The sequence below is a fragment of the Marinobacter sp. CHS3-4 genome, from assembly GCF_030053415.1.
Lineage (GTDB): Bacteria > Pseudomonadota > Gammaproteobacteria > Pseudomonadales > Oleiphilaceae > Marinobacter.
In genome coordinates, this window is the sequence record NZ_JASGBJ010000001.1 from 265,528 (window position 1) to 283,709 (window position 18,182).

An 18,182-nucleotide genomic window follows, 5' to 3' on the forward strand; every position below is an offset into this window, starting at 1 on the left:
GAGTTCGGGCAGCGAGACGCCTTGCAGATTCATTCCAGCGAGGACTTACCATGACAATGCACAAGCAAACGACAGGAGGCGCCACCGGACGGTGGGGGCTCGGAAAGCTCAAGCTGCTGGCGGCTTCAATGGTACTGGCGGCGACCGCCAATGCTGCTGCGCCCCCAACAGAGGAAGTAAACACCACCGGCCTGGCGGTCACTGATGACACCGTCAACGTGGGCATCCTGCACTCGGTCACCGGCACCATGGCGATCAGTGAGGAAGGTTCGGTTCAGGCCGAAATCCTGGCCATTGAACAGATCAACGAGATGGGCGGCGTACTCGGACGCAAGATCGAATACATCCAGGAAGACGGAGCCAGTGACTGGCCCACCTTCGCCGACCGTTCACGCAAGCTGCTGCGCCAGGACAACGTGGCTGCGGTCTTCGGTTGCTGGACTTCGGCATCCCGTAAAGCCGTACTGCCGATCTTTGAGCAGTACAACGGCATGCTCTATTACCCGACCTTCTACGAGGGACTGGAGCAGTCACCGAACGTCATTTACACCGGCCAGGAAGCCACCCAACAGATCCTTGCAGGCCTGAACTGGGTGAAAGAAGAGAAGGGTGCAGAAACCTTCTACCTGCTTGGGTCCGACTACATCTGGCCACGGACGTCCAACAAAATCGCCCGCAAGCACATTGAAGACGTGCTGGGCCTGAAGGTGGTGGGTGAAGATTACTTCCCGCTGGGCCATACCCAGTTCAACTCTGCCATCAACCGCATCCGCCTCAAGAAGCCGGACGTGATCTACGCCATCATCGTGGGTGGTTCCAACGTGGCGTTCTACAAGCAGCTGGAAGCAGCCGGTATCGACATGACCGACGGCGACACCACCCTGCTGACCATCTCCGTGACCGAGGACGAAATCCTGGGTATCGGTGGCCGTAACATCGAAGGCGCCTACGCCGCGATGAAGTACTTCCAGAGCCTGGACAACCCGAACAACGAAGCCTTCGTGAAAGCCTTTAAAGAGCGCTGGGGCGAAGATTCCGTGATCGGTGACGTCACCCAGGCTGCTTACCTCGGCCCATGGCTGTGGAAGGCTGCCGTTGAGAAAGCCGGCTCTTTCGATGTCGACAAGGTGCGTGAAGCGTCACCGGGCATTGAGCTGACCACTGCGCCAGAAGGCTACGTTCGCATCCACGAAAACCATCACCTGTGGTCCAAGACCCGCGTTGGCCGTGCCATGGCCAATGGCCAGTACGACGTGGTCTTCGAGACTGAAGAACTGATGGAGCCGGATCCGTTCCCAGAAGGTTACCAGTAAGCGCTCGTTTAGCACTTTCTCAGCAATCTGAGCCTTCGCCCCCCGGTCTGACCGGGGGGCGAGACTGGACAGAGTCAAGCGCCTGATAGGCCGGAGGTACCACCATGTTTTCTGACTATACCGCCACGGAGTTGGGCTCGATCTTTGCGATGCAAGGGTTCGCCGGCCTAATTCTCTTCGCAGTTTTCCTTCTGATGGCACTTGGTCTGGCGATTATTTTCGGTCAGATGGGTGTGATTAACATGGCGCACGGGGAGTTCATGATCCTCGGTGCCTACATGACTTACCTGACGTCGAACCTGTTTGCAGAGTACCTGCCCGGCTTGTTCGATGCTTACTTCTTCGTGGCGATTGTGGTTGCCTTCCTTGCCTCGGCGGCCCTCGGGGCATTCGTGGAATGGGCCATGATCCGCCGTCTTTACCATCGCCCGCTGGACACCCTGCTGGCGACCTGGGGCCTGAGCCTGCTGATGCAGCAGAGCTATCGTTCCATCTTTGGCGCCCGTGAAGTGGGCGTGCGCATTCCCGACTGGATGGCCGGATCCTTCCCGGTCACCGACATCGTCGAGCTGCCTATTAACGGCCTGATCGTGATGCTGATCGCTATTGGCGTGACCTTCTGCGTGTATCTGTTGATGTTCAAATCCAGCTGGGGCCGACGTGTCCGGGCCGTGGTGCAGAACCGCCCGATGGCGGGCGCAGTGGGCATCAATACCGCGAAGGTTGACCGCATGACCTTTGCCCTGGGTTGCGGCATTGCCGGTATCGCGGGCAGTGCCTTCACCATGATCGGCTCTACCGGCCCGTCTGCCGGGCAGCAATACATTGTGGACACCTTCCTGGTGGTGGTCTTTGGCGGTGCAGCCAGCCTGCTGGGTACCGTGGCATCGGCCTTCAGCATTTCCCAGGCCCAGTCGACCATGGAATTTTTCCTCGGCGGCTCGATGGCCAAGGTTCTGACCCTGATGACGGTGGTGATCATTCTGATGTTCCGTCCGCAGGGACTCTTCACCCTCAAAGTGCGCAAGTAGGAGGCCTGTCATGAGCAACTTCAGTCTGAAAAACATGATGACACGGCAGGATGTGCTGGGCTTCTTTGTCCTTGCAGTACTGCTGCTGGTGATCATGCCACTGTCGATGGACATCATCCGTCTGACCCAGTTTGGCAAGTACCTGAGTTTTGCGTTCGTGGCCGTTGGCCTGGTGCTGTGCTGGGGCTACGGCGGCATCCTGAGCCTCGGCCAGGGCGTCTTCTACGGCCTGGGCGGCTACGCGCTGGCCATGTTCCTGAAACTGGAAGCCTCGTCGCCTGAAAATACGGCGATCCAGAGCACGCCGGGCATTCCGGATTTCATGGACTGGAACCGAATTACCGAACTGCCCTGGTTCTGGGAACCGTTCAATAGCTTCACTTTCAGCCTGCTGGCGATCCTGATCGTGCCAACCATCTTCGCCTATTTCATCGGCTTTGCCATGTTCAAGCGAAGAGTTGGCGGCGTGTATTTCGCCATCATCACCCAGGCGATTTCCTCGATTCTGACCATTCTGATCATCGGTCAGCAGGGCTACACCGGAGGGGTTAACGGTATTACCGACCTGCGGACACTGCTGGGCTGGAACATCCGCTCCGACTACGCCAGCTACGTGTTCTATTTCATCGGTGTGGCACTGCTGTTTGTGTGCCTGTTTGTTGCCCAGTTCATCACCAAGAGCAAGCTCGGCCGCATTCTGGTGGCCATGCGCGGTCAGGAAGACCGAGTGAGGTTCAGTGGTTATGACGTCGCCAACTTCAAGATCTTTGTGTTCTGCGTAGGCGCGGCTTTTGCCGCCGTTGGTGGTGCCATGTTCACCCTGCAGGAAAAGTTCATGTCCCCCAGCTTCGTGGGCATCGTGCCCTCGATCGAAATGGTGATTTTCTGCGCGGTGGGCGGACGCATGTCCATTCTGGGTGCGGTGTACGGCGCCATTCTTGTGAACGTGGCCAAGACCTACTTTGGCGAGAGCTTCCCTGAATTGTGGCTGTTCGCCATGGGCCTGCTGTTCATCGGCGTGGTGGTGGCGTTCCCGGATGGCCTGGCAGGCGTGTACCAGAAGTACTGCGCGCCCACGGTGGACAAGTTCCTGGATAAGGCGCCGTTGTTCAAACGGTATTCGGGCGATTCCAGTTACTCGGGCTCTTCGTCATCCCATGAACCGGTCAACGCCTCTTAACGATTGAGCAAGGAGTGAGCAATGAACGCAGCGACAGCAACTGCAACCAACACGGATTTTGTGCTCGCCGTTGAGGGCCTGACGGTTTCGTTCGACGGTTTCAAAGCGGTCGATGACCTGAGCTTCTACGTCGACGAAAAAGAAATCCGCGTGATCATCGGCCCCAACGGGGCCGGCAAAACCACGGTGCTGGATCTGATCTGCGGCCGCACCAAGGCCACCTCCGGGTCGGTGAAGTTCCGCAACAAGGAACTCACCACTCTGAAGGAACACGAGATCGTGAAAGCGGGAGTAGGGCGCAAGTTCCAGAACCCCTCCATTTACGAGGACCTGACCGTGTTCGAGAACCTGGAGCTTTGCTATCCGCGAGGCCGCAACGTTTTCGGTGCCCTGTTCTTCAAACGCGACGCCAAGGTGATCAGCAAGGTCCGCGAGGTGGCGGAAATGATCAACCTGAAAGACGAACTGGAGTCCCAGGCCGATCTGTTGTCCCACGGCCAGAAACAGTGGCTGGAAATCGGCATGTTGCTGATCCAGGACCCGGACCTGCTGATGCTGGACGAACCGGTCGCCGGCATGTCGGTGACCGAGCGCAAGCAGACCGCCGAACTGCTACGGCGAATCACCAACGACCGATCGGTGATCGTGATCGAGCACGACATGCAGTTTGTGGCGGAGATTGCGGACCACGTCACGGTGATGCACCAGGGCAAGATCCTGGCTGAGGGCAGCGCCGAGAAGGTCAAACAGGACCCGAAAGTTATTGAAGTCTACCTGGGCCACTGACGGGCAAAAGACGAGGAAGTCACCATGTTGAATGTGTCCGATTATCACGTGAAGTATGGCCAGAGCGAAATCCTGCGAGGCCTGAGTTTTAACGTCCAGCCTAACGAAATTGTCGCCATTGTGGGGCGTAACGGGATGGGCAAAACCACCCTGATGAAATCCCTGATGGGGGTGATTCCCAGTGCTGGCGGCAAGGTCACCCTGGAAGGCAAAGAGCTGGCGGAGCTCAAAAGCTACCAGCGGGTGGAAAGTGGCTTTGGCTTCGTTCCGCAGGGCCGGATGATCTTCCCGACCATGACGGTCAAAGAAAACATAGAAACCGGCCTGACCACCACCAAACGTTCCGAAGTACCGCGGGATCTGTACGACATGTTCCCGGTACTGCTGGAGATGCGCAATCGCCGTGGCGGCAACCTGTCTGGCGGCCAGCAACAGCAGCTGGCCATTGCCCGGGCGCTGGCGAGCGACCCCAAACTGCTGTTGCTGGACGAACCCACCGAGGGCATACAGCCCTCCATCATCAAAGAGATCGCTGCAACCTTGAAGGAGATCCGCGACCAGCGCGGTCTGTCGATTGTGGTGTCGGAACAGGTGCTGAGCTTTGCCCTGGACATTGCCGACCGGATTCTGGTGATCGAGAAAGGCGAAATTGTGCACGAAGAACGTCGCGAAGACGTGGACGAAGCCAAGGTGGCGTCTTACCTGGCTGTGTGAGGGCACGCACTGCCTTACCTACGTCATTTGACGCAGGTGGGCGGGGCGAATGCCGTATTCATGGCCCAAGGGCCGCAACGGATACTGAACTGACAGACAAACCCAACATCGAAACGACAAGGAGAGGCCGCCATGGCTGAGACCATCATCAAGATTGATCTGAACAAGTCGGCTTACGAGAACGACAGCATCCACAACCGTTGGCACCCGGACATCCCCATGGTGGCCACCGTAAAGCCCGGCGATGATTTCATTGTCGAGTGCTACGACTGGACTGGCGGACAGATCAAGAACGACGACAACGCTGACGACGTGCGGGACGTGGACCTGAGCCAGGTGCACTTCCTGTCTGGCCCGATTGGCGTGGAAGGCGCCGAGCCGGGTGACCTGCTGGAAGTGGACATCCTCGACATCGGCGCTTTCGAAGAAAGCCAGTGGGGCTTCAACGGCTTCTTCTCCAAGAAGAACGGTGGTGGCTTCCTGACCGAACACTTCCCCGAAGCCCAGAAGAGCATCTGGGACTTCAACGGCATGTTCACCAAATCCCGCCATATTCCTAACGTGGAATTTGCCGGTTTGATTCACCCGGGTCTGATTGGCTGCCTGCCGTCTAAAGACCTGCTGGACACCTGGAACAAGCGCGAAGCTGGCCTGGTGGCGACTGATCCTGAGCGAGTACCGGAACTGGCCACGCTGCCCAATGGCGATACCGCCCACATGGGTAAAATGAGCGGCGACGCGGCCAAAGCGGCCGGTGCCGAAGCGGCCCGTACCGTACCGCCCCGCGAGCACGGTGGTAACTGCGACATCAAGGACCTGTCCCGCGGCTCCAAAGTGTACTTCCCGGTCTACGTGGATGGCGCTGGCCTGTCGGTTGGCGACCTTCACTTCAGCCAGGGCGACGGCGAAATCACCTTCTGTGGCGCTATCGAAATGGCCGGATGGATTCACCTGCGTGTGAATCTGGTGAAAGACGGCATCAGGAAGTACGGCATCAAGAACCCGGTGTTCAAGCCCAGCCCAATCAAGCCACGTTATGACGACTACGTGATCTTTGAAGGCATCTCGGTGGACGAGGAAGGCGGCCAGCACTATCTGGACGTACACGTGGCCTATCGCCAGGCGTGTCTCAATGCCATCGAATACATGACCAAGTTTGGTTACAGCCGGGCTCAGGCCTACGCCATCCTCGGCTGCGCACCGGTGGAAGGTCACATCAGCGGCGTGGTGGATATCCCGAACGCCTGCGCCACACTGTGGCTGCCAACCGACATCTTCGACTTCGACATCAACCCATCCGCAGACGGACCCAAGAAAATGGCCGGCGGCGGCATGGACGTGCCCCTGTCCAAAGATAAGGAGTAAACGCGATGCCCGTGTATGACTACAAATGCCGCGAACACGGCCTGTTCAATACGCTGGCGACCATGGAAGACAGCGCCAAGCCGGTGGCTTGCCCCACCTGTAAGGCGCTGTCGCCCAGAGTGATTGTGTTGCCACCAGAGATTGCGGCCATGGACCCGGCCAAACGCGCCGCCGAGGACCGTAACGAGAAATCCCGGCACGAACCGGTGTTCTCCACGGCGGATCAGCGGGCGAACGACAAGGACCACAACCGCGCTTGCGGTTGCGGCTCCGTCAAACACGGCCATGGTAAATCCATGCTGTTCTACACCGCCGACGGCAAGAAAATGTTCCCGTCCATGCGGCCATGGATGATCAGCCACTGAAACAGCGTAGACATTCGCAGTAACTCAGTTATGACACTGTCACGTGTTTTGCCCCCTCTTCTCCGGGGGCTTTTTTATGCTTCTCCAGTCTGCGCCAGGTCTAGCCCAAAGGGCTCTGCACACCGGCAAAGCCCTGCAAATCCTGAACTGTGCGAATGTCATTGCCCGGTTTGGAAACTCGGAGCCCGGCACCATACATCAGAGACGCTATCAAAGCGTCTGGTTCAGGCATTTTCTGAATGACTGCCATCGCTTCTTCGTGGGTAAGAACAACGGGTAATTTCCGAGGCTTCTTTGAACGTACAACACCGTCAATGTCACCTAGCGGTTGACCCAAAACATGCTCGTAAAGAAACACCAGCGCATTCAGTGCTAATGACTGGGTTGCCGCTGCAACGTTCCGTTCAACCGCCAACCAAGTGAGAAATTCGCGAACCTGAACAGGCCCCATCTCTCTGGGATGCTTCATTTGATGGAAGCGGATGAAAAAGCGAATCCAGTACCAGTAAGACTTTTCGGTTCGGATGCTGTAGTGATTGACGCGAATCACTGCTCGAAATTGGTCTCTCAGACGCGGCTCTTTTCCATCCATGGAATATGCTCCCGAAAATACTGAATAAATGTACAGTATTATTGTGGCGGTATTTCACAGAAGTCAACCGAATACATGGCGGGTAGTCAGCTGGTGAGGTAGGGTGTTGTTATTCAATGAATTTGACCGAAGGTGCGTTCTGCCTTTTGACGTATTAATGAAGAAGTCAGATTTCTGCATTAACGTAGAATTCGGTCTAGTTGCTGTTAAGGTTCGAACCCGTCGTTATTTTTCCTTGCCAAGTTCAAGTAGAATCCTTGCCCCCTCAATGATCAAAGGAGTGATCTTAAAATGAATACCTATTACATCTATTCTCACCCTGAAGGAAAACTCGACGCGGTTAAGCGAGGTTGGTCGTGGCCCGCTGCATTTCTTGGCGGTTTTTGGGCATTATCGAAAAAACTTTGGTGGCCCGCAGTTGCAGTGTTTCTTGTCGCTATATTCGGCTGGTTTATGGCGCCTGTTTTGTCAAGACAAGGAATTGCTCCTGATACTACGCAACTCGCCTATATAGTTATCGCAGCGGTGATTTTTCGTGTCTTTGGGACCCATGGAAATCGTTGGCATGAAACTAGGCTCTGTCGTGCAGGGTATCGACTGGTTGCAGAGTTATCTGAAATTGACGCTGAAAGGGCGATTTTCGAGTACAAGAAATCACTTTCTGATTCTGATGCGGTCAAAGCGTGAGCAGACCACCTCGAAACTAGTCTTAACAAATACAGGCACGGCGACGGCTACTACATTGCGGCTTCGCCTCGATTTCGCAGCCGCGCGTGCTGTTGGCGTTATGTGCACAAAATAGGAGTCTAACTATGGGGCAAACATTACTAATATTAGGAGCCGCCATATTGGGTATCCTTGGTGCAGTCCATTTATTTTTAACTCTGTTTACTAACAAGTTTGAAGCGTATGATTCCTCTGTTACTTTAGCAATGAAGGAAGCATCAATAGTTTTAACAAAAGAAACATCCATATGGAAAGCTTGGGTTGGTTTTAATGTTAGCCATAGTATTGGCTGTATAATGTTGGCGGGTTTTTACATACCCTTGAGCTGGTCACACTATGAGTTAATTCAGCAATCTATTTGGTTTTCCTATTTTCCTGCGGTAATTGGTGTTTTTTATCTTATTTTGGCAAAAGCTTATTGGTTCAAAGTGCCATTAATAGGTATATTAATATCAACAATTTGTTTTATTGGTGCAGCGGTATTAAAAAACACATAACAAGTGGCTGCTACGGATTGGTTACAGTTAGCACCTTTTTCGCGTTGCTTCGCAGCGTCAAAGTCGCCGACTGTAACCAACCGCAGAGCCAGGCGTTATGTGTCAATCTGGCATTGAATGATGATGTACATACTAATTCCAATTATCGCGGTTTTAGCCATCTACCTTGCCTTTAGAAATCTATGGAGGTTGCATAAAGACGCGTCAGAAATCGTCGAGGAATTTAAGACAGAGAAACGCTCGGACTTAAAGGCAAAGTGGGCTGGGTGTGGGTTTGTTCATACCATTAATACGCCGTGGCGTTCTTTTTGGGATGGTTTTTGCCACATTGCGACAGATGACGCGGGAATTTACGTTACATCTTGGGCAATGCCTAACATGTATATCCCTTGGTCAAGAATCAAGAAAGTGGGCACTAAACGCTTGTCTCTGAGGAGCTATCATCAATTGTCAATCGAGGGACATCCGTTGATCACGTGGCACGTGCCCTCGAAGATTGGCCTTCCTGATTCTGTAGAATCAGCTTCAGACGAATGTGACACATAACCAGGCCATTAAGTCTGTTCCGGGCCCTTGGCCCTCCACCGGACGCCCCTGTCAGGGCGCCGCTTATGGCAGGCGTTAAAGGTATGTTTAGTAATATGTGGAGTAATTTCAAAGCAATGCCGTTTTTCATGAAGCTTCTGGCGCTTCATGGGTCCATCTTTCTTGTAGGCGCATTGGTTACGCTTTTTCCCATAGGGGGATTTAGCGTCGACGGTAAGGAGGTGACATACGCAGATTGGTGGTCCTCCGGCGCAGGCATCGAGTTTTTCTTAGTGGCTCTCAGCATAGGCACAGGAGCTATTTGTCTTTTAAAAAGAGTGAAATACGCTCGCGTAATATACTTTGCTGTTTTGACTAGCATTTTTGCTATGCGTTTAGCGTCAGAGCCAACCTTGTTGTTTAGGTTAGATTGGGTCTTAACATTAATAGCTTTTCTTGGCCTGATTTACTGGTATCTGTTTCATAAGAAAACAGTCCGGCGATACTTTGGTGCAAGCAGCCTTTAACCAGTAGTTCAAGTACGTTCCGGCCCTACGGGCCTCCACCGGACCGCCTTGTCTACGCGTTGCTCCAACAAGGCGGCCGCTTAACATCAGCGTTATGGGCCTTGGAGGATGTTGTGAATATCGTTAGATCAGTGACTGATGCAATTGTTGTGGTGCTAGGAGCCGTAATGGTCGGTGCATCACTATATGGTCTTTTTCTTTCGCCTCACCGAGGCCCAAATGCTTCGATAGTAGCTAACATGCTTGTAATAGTTATCGGGAGTTTTCTAATTTATGCCCCTTTTAGAAAACGCAAGAAAAATCATTTACAAACAGAAATAGTTGAAAGTAATTTTTCTGGCAAACATATACATGGCCCCAGTGGAAATGCCGGAGAACCAGTCCCTTCTGCCCTGTATTATTTTGGTTCAATGTTTATATGGCTTGGCCACATCATTGTTGCCTTATGCATGTTAGGCGTAGTAGTTCTGATATTTTTTATTAGCCCAGGAGGGACGTCTGGTGTTCCATTGGGTATTGGGATTATGGGGGCAATGTTTTTATATCTAGTGGATCGAGTGTTAAGGTTTTATGGGGCAAATGACTAGAGCGCACGGAATATACGCGCATAATAAAGAAAATTAATCCGACCAATTTTCGCGGCGCTGCGGCTGTGGCGAATGCCACAGTCCTCACCCCCTCACCCCGCTACAATGGTCGGCTTATTTGCTGCGTTATGTGAAAAGAGGCCATGCCACTATCTGATCTATCCGAGCAAGAGCTCAATATTGTAAGGCAGTGTTTGTATGCCGCTGCGGACGGTCCTTTTTTTGAGGAATGCGAGTTTCACTCGCTATTTGGTTTGGAACGCGAGGTAGTTCGCGATGTCGCGTCCCGCTTACCTGGCATATTGGAACTCCATCAATACGGAACCAGCGAGGATGATTATCTTCTCGCTATCAACAACTCTCTCAATAACCTCATTGGCTACCCACATAGGATGGAAAGGGAGTTATCAAAAATGGTTTCGGCTACAAAGAATGAACTGGAGCAAATCTTGGACAAATTTCGTGGGTCGTCCACATAACCAATCATTCAAGTTCATTGCGGCCCTGAGGGCCTCCACCGGACCGCTTTCAGCGGCCGCTTAGCACCGGCGTTAACAGTTAAGGAGATCGTAGTGAATTGGTTTTGGGATGCTTTTCAGCAGACAGAAATTATCGAAAATCGAAAACGGGGCAGCGAGGCGCATATTGATGCAAAGGTTGCTCTCCGTTCGATCAACGAGCTAGAGGAAAAGGTCGATCGTCTCTCGCTTCTTTGCCACGCGCTGTTTGAAGAATTGGAGCGAACAACCGGTTTTTCCGAAGCTCAGCTCAAAGAGAAAATGACTCAAATTGACCTTCGCGATGGAAGATCAGACGGCAAGTTTGATCCTGTTCTGGGGAGCGATTGCCCGGATTGTGGTCGCAAAGTAAAGAAAACGCGGTCAAATTGCTTTTGGTGCGGTGCTAGCCTTCGAGCACTCGGCTAGGCCCAGCCTGTTAACAAGTCAATCAAGTACATTCCGGCCTTCGGCCTCCACCGGACGCCCCTGTCGGGCCGCCGCTTATTTCAGCGTTATACACCAGGAAAATGAATACTCACAGAATGGAGTCTGACTATGAAAAAACAGATTAAACGTCTCTTACCGCACCAAAATGGAAAGGTTTTTGGGGTGCTCATGGCAGTTGCTACATTGCCAATTTTCTTACCCATGATTTTAATGATGAACCTCGCTGGTCCGCCGATGGGGCCAGACGGAAACACCGTTGGATTTCCAACTTTCGTCTTCTTTATTTTCCCATTGCTCTACCTGATTTTCGGCTATATATCTGTCGTGATTGGCTGCTTTTTCTACAATATCCTCAATCGGTTTATCGGCGGGTTTGAATTTCATGTCGAAGAGGTTCATTGAGGTCGAGATGTATAACAATGCCATTAAGGTTGTTCCGGGCCATTGGCCCTACACCGGGCGCCCTTGTCAGGGCGCCGCTTATGGCTGGCGTTATGGCCACAAGGAAGTCGAGTGAAGCTCAAAGTTTGTTTAACAATTTTCGTCTTTTTCTTGCTCGTGAACTTGGTTGAATCTGTATTGGAAACAGGCCGAAGCGCACTTCAGGAAATGATGGAGAAAGAGATTCGCGTGAGCGTGCTTGGTCCAGAGCCTTGGGATCTTGAAACCTGGGAGTTCATGTCGAAAGAGCAGCTTTCGAATCTCATGAAAAATGATGACTTCCTGAAAAAGTTCTCGTCAGCCAAACAAGAAGCCCAAGACAAATACCAGTGGTATTTTATAGCCATTAGCGTAGTCCAGATTCTATTGATGCTTTTGTTGGCTCTCGGTTGTGGCAAGTTAGTCATCGGAATCGTGAGGCGTAATGAGCAGCCATAACCAGTCGGTCAACCGGACGCCAAAAGCGTACCGCTTTTGGTTCCCTCCGCTGGCGCTCCGGCGCCGGTTACCTCAGCGTTAAATCAGTAGTGATAACGGAGCTGGGCGATTAGCAAAGCGTCATCCGTGACTTTGTAAACTATTCGGTGTTCTTCGTTGATCCGGCGGGACCAGTACCCGGCGAGGCTGTGTTTGAGGGGCTCTGGTTTGCCAACACCTTCGAACGGTTCTCGCTTGGTCTCTTTGATCAGCTTGTTGATTCGGTTAAGAATCTTTTTGTCGGTTTTCTGCCAGTACAGATAGTCTTCCCAGGCGTTCTCGGAGAAGATGAGTTTCATTCAAGAAGTTCCTTTTCTTGACCACCGCCTTGCTCCAGCTCGGCAACGGATTCCAGCAAACGCCGTGCGTTTTTTGGTGAGCGCAGAAGGTATGCAGTTTCTTGCAGTGCCTCGTAGTCCTCGAGGGAGATCATTACCACTGACTGCGACTTGCTCCGGGTGATGATCACAGGGGAGTGGTCTTCACAGACCTGCTCCATGGTTTTTGCTAGATTGGTTCTAGCGGCTGTGTAGCTAATGGCATCCATGAGGTTGCTCCTGTACAGGATGTTGAACATGGTCAGGATAGCGTACGCCAAAGGATTTAACAATCTGCTGCACAGCGACCTATTTTCCGCCGCTTCGCGGCTCCAAACCGGCGCGTGGGCCGGGCGTTATACACAAGGAAGTAATCGATCATGGCAAGGAATCGCGGCCAAGGTGGGCCGATTGAATCAAGGTTGATCAGTCTATTCGCATCGCTGTTTTTCTCTATCCCAACCGCAGCGTTCGTTTGGCTCTGGGTCAACTTAGAGCTGGCCGTCTATTGGGATGGCTTTCTCAGTAGTAGTTACCTCGTCACCTGTATCATCGTTTTTGCTGTGTTGGCCTTGCTGCTCCCGCAACTCTTTCCATCTATTCTCGGGGGTGTCTGGCGCGGTATAGCCAAAGTTTGGAGCTGGTGAGGGTGGTAACCTCATGTATAACCAGTAGTTGTAGTACGTTCCGGGCCTACGGCCCTCCACCGGACGCCCTTGTCAGGGCGCCGCTTATGGCTGGCGTTAAATGGGAGCCGGGAGCTTCATTTGCGCTGTGATTGTGTCATTGGAGCGTGCTCCACTTTCTTAAATAATAACGGCCTATGTTGGACCGAGAGGCTGAAGTTTTGATCGGATAAATACAGAGTCAACCTAGAGCAAGGCGAGATCAATATAAGGATTCGATTGAATGGACACACATACGCCGAAAACTAATCTCAAAACCGTTGGGCGGTCTTTAACTTTTCTCGCCGTGGCCGGGGCGTTGATTGCCTTGCTGATACAGTCTCCAAAAGAGGCGGATTGGATTTACTACAGCCCTAAAGGGAAGATCATTGAGGGCGCGTTTTATGATCGATGCAGGGGACGCATCACGCGGCAGTGGGGCAAATGCCGCTATATCGACATTCTCCTCGGTGCCGACGTGTCCTCGGTGACAAGTGAGCCGGAGCTAGGGGCAAATATTGATGGTGTCAAGGTTATCCAGCACTCTGATGGCAGGTGCCGTATTTTTGTCCGAAATGACGGCAAAACGGTCAGTATCCGTAATGAGAAAGGGCAAAGTAGGCCGGGCAGCGCGCGGCTGAGCGCAGCAGAAAGAAGGGCCAAGCCGTTGATTACTGTCAGTGTGCCAAGTGGTCTGACGGAATACGACTCCCTAACCTATCGTGAACCCACCGATTTTGTCCGCTGGAAAATAGACGGTCGGGACGAGCCTTCAAGCCGGAATTATCGAAGCACAGGCTGGGCATTTATTGAAGCTAAGGATCAGATTGTTGGTATAGGCCTGCTTGGCGACGATTCTGTGGGTGGCGCCGGTGTTATGTCTGTAACAGAGGACGCATTTGAAGACAGAAGCCGTGTTGAAGCCTACGAAAAGGGTGTTATCGCCGATGCATTTGCTTGGCGGGATGATGTGTTGGCTCGGTTCAGTTCGAACCTAGGCCTGGAGGTTCCAACGGACTGTGAGGCGCTGCAGCAAAGCTGAGAAACCCTCAGCTAGGTAGCAGTTGAATTAAATACTGGGGGTGTGACCTGCTCTACTCCGTTTCATGGAGATCATGGGTCGGAGCGCATGCGTCACTCCGCAAATAGTTATAACAAGTCGCTTAAGTCTGTTCCCGGCCTGGCGGCCGTCCACCGGACGCCCTTGTCAGGGCGCCGCTAAACAAAAGCGTTATACGGCTATCCCAGGGATCGAGTAAAGAGCAAAGTGGATGATCATTAGAGTGTTGGGAACAGTAGTCGGAGTATTATTCGTTATTGGCAGCATCCTGATGCTGTCTACTTCAACGGCCTCGGTTGTTTCGGGTGTCTCGATTCTGTTCTTGGGGCTTATTTTCGTGGTTTACGGTGTTGCAGGTAAGAAAGGGCTTGGAAAAATCTTTCCCAGTCTTGTTCGGAGTAAACATGACCGCTGAGCCACATAACAAGCGGCTACTATCGGACTGGTAAAAGCTCCGGCTTCGCCTCCACTTTTACCAGCCGCAGAGCCGAGCGTTATACCCTGGGGATGAAGGATGCAAATAACTAGCTTCCTGCCAGTTTTTGCGATAGTGGTTTTCGTGATTTGTCACATAGCAATTCAATTGCTGTCTATCGCTTATGTTGATTGGAAAAAAGCTAAAGAGAAGGGCGTTGCGATTGGGTTGGCAGTGTGGGGAGGCTACCGTCACGAATGGGCCCAGGAATTTGTGAGCGGATCAAAGCTCAATGTCATGGTTAAGCTCGACAAAGTTCGGCTTTGCGCGATTTGGATTTTTGTTGGGTTCTTCGCACTTTCGCTACTAGGCACACCGTTCGCGCATAACCAGTAGTTGCAGTGCGTTCCGGCCCTGAAGGGCCTCCACCGGACCGGTTTTACAGCGCGGTAGCGCCTACAAACCGGCCGCTGAACATTGGCGTTATAGCACTTCGAGATCTCAGAATGGGCGATTACAGAATCACTTTGGGTTCGCATCTCTTAATACTGATGGTCAATTTGATATGCGTACGAATGATCTATGACGTAAGCGATGGTGAGGTTGCATGGCGGGGAATCTTCCAGCTGCACCAGGCAGAATTCGCAACTGTTGCTGTTGTCCTGTTCACGATGGCTTGCAATCTAATCTATGCCAAAGAACTGTACAGGAAGTTCTCTGGGCGACTATAACAAGGCGCATCAGTACACGGCCGATTGCCGCCGGACGCCACTGGCGTGTCGCCGCTGTGCTTGGCGTTATATGGAAAGAGATTCGCGAGTACCTATGAAGTCAACATCTGCGTTTTTAGTGATGGCAATCCAGTTTTTCGTGGTGTCATCTAGCTATGGGCATTCAAAAGAGGACGTCGAATTTACTAAAAAAGAAATTAGTGAATTACTTGAAGTCTATCAAACCCACATGGCTACACAGCTACGCCAAATGAATGAGTTTGTAGGAGATGATGCCATCACAAACCTCTCTATGTTTAACCATTTGATCGAAGCAACCGAGGCTAAGGACAGACCTCTTGAGCAAGTTAGAAGTATGCTGGTTCTCCTCCTAAAACATAGCGTGGAGGATGTCGAAAATATCTGCGAATTGAAGCCGTTCGAGCCTTCTCAAAATAGATGCTATCGAATCTTGAAAAAGGCTCATGAAAACATTGAAGAGCATTCCGGATACCAATGAACCATATAACCAGTCGCAGCAGTACGTGGACTTCGGCCACCGGACGCCACTGTCGTGGCGCCGCTGTGCTTCGGCGTTATGAGAGCTCAATATGAGCAAAGAGAAAGAACGAAAAATATTTCAGCTTATTGGCTTGTGCGTTGTTTCAGTGATTTTGTTGGCTGTTTTGCTCATTCTCGCAGTCAGTGGGTATTTGGATGGTGATATCAGCGCCTTCGGGAGGCGTAATCGGGGCAGTCATGAATTGTCCGAGGATCCGACGGAGTTTTGGTACAGCGTCCTAGCTTGGGGCGGATTTATACTGATGTTCGTCTTTTTGGTGGTCCAAGAAATAATTAAAAGGGTCAGAGATATCAGGAACTCATAACCAGTTATTCAAGTACGTTCCGGCCCTGACGGGCCTCCACCGGACCGCCTTTCCGCTGCGCTCCAAGGCGGCCGCTTAATATTGGCGTTAAAAGTCTATGTTGCATGAAGCAGTGAGTAGAGATCAGGTAGCCAAAGTAAGGCCATTCTCATTATCTATTTTAATGGGTTCGGCGGTAGTGACCGTCACTGGGCATATTTCCGACAGTATCCTGTTCACCGGCTATGCGCCAAACTACCTTCTGTCTGCGCATGGTCCAAAGCAAAGACTTTAACAAGTCGTTTTAGTACGTGGCTGACGGCCGCCAGAGGCCCTTTTCATTGCGGCTTCGCCTCAATTGCAAGATCATGGCCGTTTATGAAGGCGGATGATCTGCCTGATTCTGAAAGGGATATTTGGAGATGCTGCTTTGGGCCTGATTCTCAAATTCGCGATACTATTTTTCTGCATTAAGCACCTACTTGACCATGGTCGGCCTATAACCACCGCGTTCATTTACGCCGGAAGCTTTCTTATCCTTGGTTTTCTGGGTGGGCTATTCTTCGGTTGGGCTGAATACGGTCTGCTGTTGTTGCCGTTCAACTTTCTCATCGACGCGGTTGTCGGCCTTGTGTTCTTCTCGCTTCTCGACCGTTATCGAGATCGCCTGTTCTTGTTCTATGCGCTTATTGTTGCTGGTATTGCCATGAATTTTGGATTTCATCTTTGGATTTCGAATTTTACCTTGCCAGACTTCGGAAGCGAGCAAAAAGTTGCTGCATCGCGTGCGCACTCAGCACAGTCCAGTGCTCCACCGCACCTCTGGTCGCATCATAAAGTATTGAATGTTTCTGCAGAGATCTGTGCACAGAGAGGAGTGGCGTCTCTTCATGCACTTAATTTCTCGTCGGTGGTTCGAAACGGTACTTATGTGTATGGCAACTCGGGAACCAACAGGGCGGCGGTGAAATGCGTTGAACATGACCAAGAGTCTTCGTTTCTCTACATTGCCGTTGCTGGGCCAGTTAAGAGGTCTGTCGAGGATCTGCGCAACAAAATCGCCTGGAGCATGTAGCGGATGAGATTATTGATACTTTTGACAGCTCTGGTTCTGGCGGGGTGCGACAACACGACGTTGTCAGCCACTCCCAACTTTTCGCTTTTTGAAACCTCGGCAGGTGTTCTCTATTTGCTCAACCAGAACACTGGGGAACTGAAGGTCATATCGTCAAGGCAGACGGTCATCAATACTGGAGAGGTTTTCCGAGATGATGAAGGACGATTCTTCGAATATCTTGGGAATGGACGAATCCAGAGGGTTGATGAAACTGGGGCGGCTGTCCAAAAAGTAAAATGATCACGCTCGACAACGGCATCAGGTATAAAAACAGACGTGCACTGACATGACCTTCATAGATTCAATCATACTGTTCGGAATTATGGCTTTGCTCGCCGCTTTGCCGAGTTCCAGCGTTGCCTTGGTGGTCGCTCGTTCAGCGACTTTGGGTCCAGCTAATGGGATCGCGGTCGGTATTGGTATCGTGCTGGGCGACCTACTCTTTATCGCCCTTGCGATAGCAGGCTTGTCAGCAGTGGCCGAGGTGCTGGGTAGCTTTTTCGTTGTCGTGAAAATGATCGGCGGGCTTTATTTGATCTGGCTCGGGGTAAAGCTGATGACTGCGAACTCTGCTCCCCTTCAAGCACCGTTCAGTTCGAACCAGCCAAAAAGTCTGGTCACCAGCTTGATGGCGGGTTTCGCTCTGACCCTGGGCGATATCAAAGCGATTCTCTTCTATGCGAGTCTTTTCCCGGTGTTTATTGATCTGGCAGCCATCGATATTCGGGACATTTTACTGATTGTGGCAATCACCATCATAGCTGTGGGCGGCGTTAAAGTTGCCTATGCACTGTTGGGCGCCAAAGTGGCCAGCATCGCACGTGATCACAGATTTACCGGCGTTTATCAGAAAACCATCGGTGGTGTCATGATCGGAACGGGCAGTTATCTGATCTTCAAAACCTGACCCTTGCAAACGAACCGGATGCTGAGCTTATTAAGATTCGAATGCTAGAATT

The 18,182-nt window shown here is 52.0% G+C and carries 23 protein-coding genes; 20 read left to right on the forward strand and 3 right to left on the reverse strand.

Annotated features, from left to right (window positions below; genetic code table 11):
• The first annotated feature begins 128 nt into the window (after positions 1-128).
• The 7 genes from urtA (at position 129) to QLQ17_RS01250 (ending at position 6,754) form a co-directional block, all read left to right on the forward strand.
• A complete protein-coding gene (gene urtA / locus QLQ17_RS01220; protein WP_283209028.1) occupies positions 129-1,313 on the forward strand; it encodes an urea ABC transporter substrate-binding protein in 1,185 nt (394 codons plus the stop codon).
• 104 nt (positions 1,314-1,417) lie between these two features.
• Entirely contained in the window at positions 1,418-2,344 is a 927-nt protein-coding gene (gene urtB, locus QLQ17_RS01225; RefSeq protein WP_283207716.1) for an urea ABC transporter permease subunit UrtB, read from the forward strand.
• Positions 2,345-2,354: 10 nt separating this feature from the next.
• Positions 2,355-3,524: an urea ABC transporter permease subunit UrtC gene (gene urtC / locus QLQ17_RS01230; protein WP_283207717.1), complete on the forward strand. Its 1,170-nt coding sequence runs from the start codon at positions 2,355-2,357 to the stop codon at positions 3,522-3,524.
• Positions 3,525-3,545: 21 nt separating this feature from the next.
• Positions 3,546-4,310, forward strand: a complete 765-nt coding sequence (gene urtD, locus QLQ17_RS01235; RefSeq protein WP_283207718.1) for an urea ABC transporter ATP-binding protein UrtD — start codon at positions 3,546-3,548, stop codon at positions 4,308-4,310.
• 24 nt (positions 4,311-4,334) lie between these two features.
• Entirely contained in the window at positions 4,335-5,024 is a 690-nt protein-coding gene (gene urtE, locus QLQ17_RS01240; RefSeq protein ID WP_283207719.1) for an urea ABC transporter ATP-binding subunit UrtE, read from the forward strand.
• Positions 5,025-5,156: 132 nt separating this feature from the next.
• Positions 5,157-6,389: a formamidase gene (gene fmdA / locus QLQ17_RS01245; protein WP_283207720.1), complete on the forward strand. Its 1,233-nt coding sequence runs from the start codon at positions 5,157-5,159 to the stop codon at positions 6,387-6,389.
• Between the two features lie 5 nt (positions 6,390-6,394).
• Positions 6,395-6,754 (forward strand): zinc ribbon domain-containing protein, encoded by a 360-nt coding sequence (locus QLQ17_RS01250; RefSeq protein ID WP_283207721.1) that lies wholly within the window; start codon positions 6,395-6,397, stop codon positions 6,752-6,754.
• A 100-nt stretch (positions 6,755-6,854) separates the two neighbouring features.
• On the opposite strand, the gene QLQ17_RS01255 is transcribed toward QLQ17_RS01250, so the two are convergent.
• Complete coding sequence (locus tag QLQ17_RS01255) at positions 6,855-7,346, reverse strand: phage integrase N-terminal SAM-like domain-containing protein (RefSeq protein ID WP_283207722.1); 492 nt, start codon at positions 7,344-7,346, stop codon at positions 6,855-6,857.
• Positions 7,347-7,637: 291 nt separating this feature from the next.
• On the opposite strand from QLQ17_RS01255, the gene QLQ17_RS01260 reads away from it, so the two are divergent.
• From QLQ17_RS01260 to QLQ17_RS01290, 7 genes are all read left to right on the forward strand, one after another.
• On the forward strand, positions 7,638-8,033 hold the full coding sequence (locus QLQ17_RS01260) for a DUF2628 domain-containing protein (RefSeq protein ID WP_283207723.1): 396 nt from the start codon (positions 7,638-7,640) through the stop codon (positions 8,031-8,033).
• A gap of 125 nt (positions 8,034-8,158) precedes the next feature.
• Positions 8,159-8,569, forward strand: coding sequence for an LIC_13387 family protein (locus tag QLQ17_RS01265; RefSeq protein ID WP_283207724.1), 411 nt, complete (start codon positions 8,159-8,161; stop codon positions 8,567-8,569).
• Positions 8,570-9,180: 611 nt separating this feature from the next.
• Positions 9,181-9,621 carry a hypothetical protein gene (locus tag QLQ17_RS01270; RefSeq protein WP_283207725.1) on the forward strand — a complete coding sequence of 147 codons (441 nt, stop codon included), beginning with the start codon at positions 9,181-9,183 and terminating at the stop codon, positions 9,619-9,621.
• A 113-nt stretch (positions 9,622-9,734) separates the two neighbouring features.
• Positions 9,735-10,208: a hypothetical protein gene (locus QLQ17_RS01275; protein WP_283207726.1), complete on the forward strand. Its 474-nt coding sequence runs from the start codon at positions 9,735-9,737 to the stop codon at positions 10,206-10,208.
• 572 nt (positions 10,209-10,780) lie between these two features.
• The gene (locus QLQ17_RS01280) at positions 10,781-11,134 is read left to right on the forward strand and encodes a hypothetical protein (RefSeq protein ID WP_283207727.1); all 354 of its coding nucleotides are present in this window, start codon (positions 10,781-10,783) and stop codon (positions 11,132-11,134) included.
• Between the two features lie 129 nt (positions 11,135-11,263).
• A complete protein-coding gene (locus QLQ17_RS01285; RefSeq protein WP_283207728.1) occupies positions 11,264-11,557 on the forward strand; it encodes a hypothetical protein in 294 nt (97 codons plus the stop codon).
• A gap of 111 nt (positions 11,558-11,668) precedes the next feature.
• Positions 11,669-12,034, forward strand: a complete 366-nt coding sequence (locus QLQ17_RS01290) for a hypothetical protein (RefSeq protein ID WP_135803611.1) — start codon at positions 11,669-11,671, stop codon at positions 12,032-12,034.
• Positions 12,035-12,117: 83 nt separating this feature from the next.
• Here QLQ17_RS01290 and QLQ17_RS01295 read toward each other — a convergent pair whose 3' ends face one another.
• Together QLQ17_RS01295 and QLQ17_RS01300 are read right to left on the reverse strand one after the other, a co-directional pair.
• The gene (locus tag QLQ17_RS01295) at positions 12,118-12,372 is read right to left on the reverse strand and encodes a Txe/YoeB family addiction module toxin (protein ID WP_008938367.1); all 255 of its coding nucleotides are present in this window, start codon (positions 12,370-12,372) and stop codon (positions 12,118-12,120) included.
• A complete protein-coding gene (locus QLQ17_RS01300) occupies positions 12,369-12,620 on the reverse strand; it encodes a type II toxin-antitoxin system Phd/YefM family antitoxin (RefSeq protein ID WP_058092924.1) in 252 nt (83 codons plus the stop codon). The genes QLQ17_RS01295 and QLQ17_RS01300 overlap by 4 nt, the downstream gene beginning before the upstream one ends.
• Before the next feature lie 679 nt (positions 12,621-13,299).
• Here QLQ17_RS01300 and QLQ17_RS01305 point away from each other — a divergent pair.
• The 6 genes from QLQ17_RS01305 (at position 13,300) to QLQ17_RS01330 (ending at position 18,130) form a co-directional block, all read left to right on the forward strand.
• Entirely contained in the window at positions 13,300-14,097 is a 798-nt protein-coding gene (locus tag QLQ17_RS01305; RefSeq protein WP_283207729.1) for a hypothetical protein, read from the forward strand.
• A gap of 532 nt (positions 14,098-14,629) precedes the next feature.
• Complete coding sequence (locus QLQ17_RS01310; RefSeq protein WP_283207730.1) at positions 14,630-14,926, forward strand: hypothetical protein; 297 nt, start codon at positions 14,630-14,632, stop codon at positions 14,924-14,926.
• Positions 14,927-15,355: 429 nt separating this feature from the next.
• Positions 15,356-15,760 (forward strand): hypothetical protein, encoded by a 405-nt coding sequence (locus QLQ17_RS01315; RefSeq protein ID WP_283207731.1) that lies wholly within the window; start codon positions 15,356-15,358, stop codon positions 15,758-15,760.
• Positions 15,761-16,494: 734 nt separating this feature from the next.
• Complete coding sequence (locus tag QLQ17_RS01320; protein WP_283207732.1) at positions 16,495-17,181, forward strand: hypothetical protein; 687 nt, start codon at positions 16,495-16,497, stop codon at positions 17,179-17,181.
• 3 nt (positions 17,182-17,184) lie between these two features.
• Positions 17,185-17,463, forward strand: coding sequence for a hypothetical protein (locus tag QLQ17_RS01325; RefSeq protein WP_283207733.1), 279 nt, complete (start codon positions 17,185-17,187; stop codon positions 17,461-17,463).
• A 46-nt stretch (positions 17,464-17,509) separates the two neighbouring features.
• The gene (locus QLQ17_RS01330; protein ID WP_283207734.1) at positions 17,510-18,130 is read left to right on the forward strand and encodes a LysE family translocator; all 621 of its coding nucleotides are present in this window, start codon (positions 17,510-17,512) and stop codon (positions 18,128-18,130) included.
• Positions 18,131-18,182 lie beyond the last annotated feature (52 nt).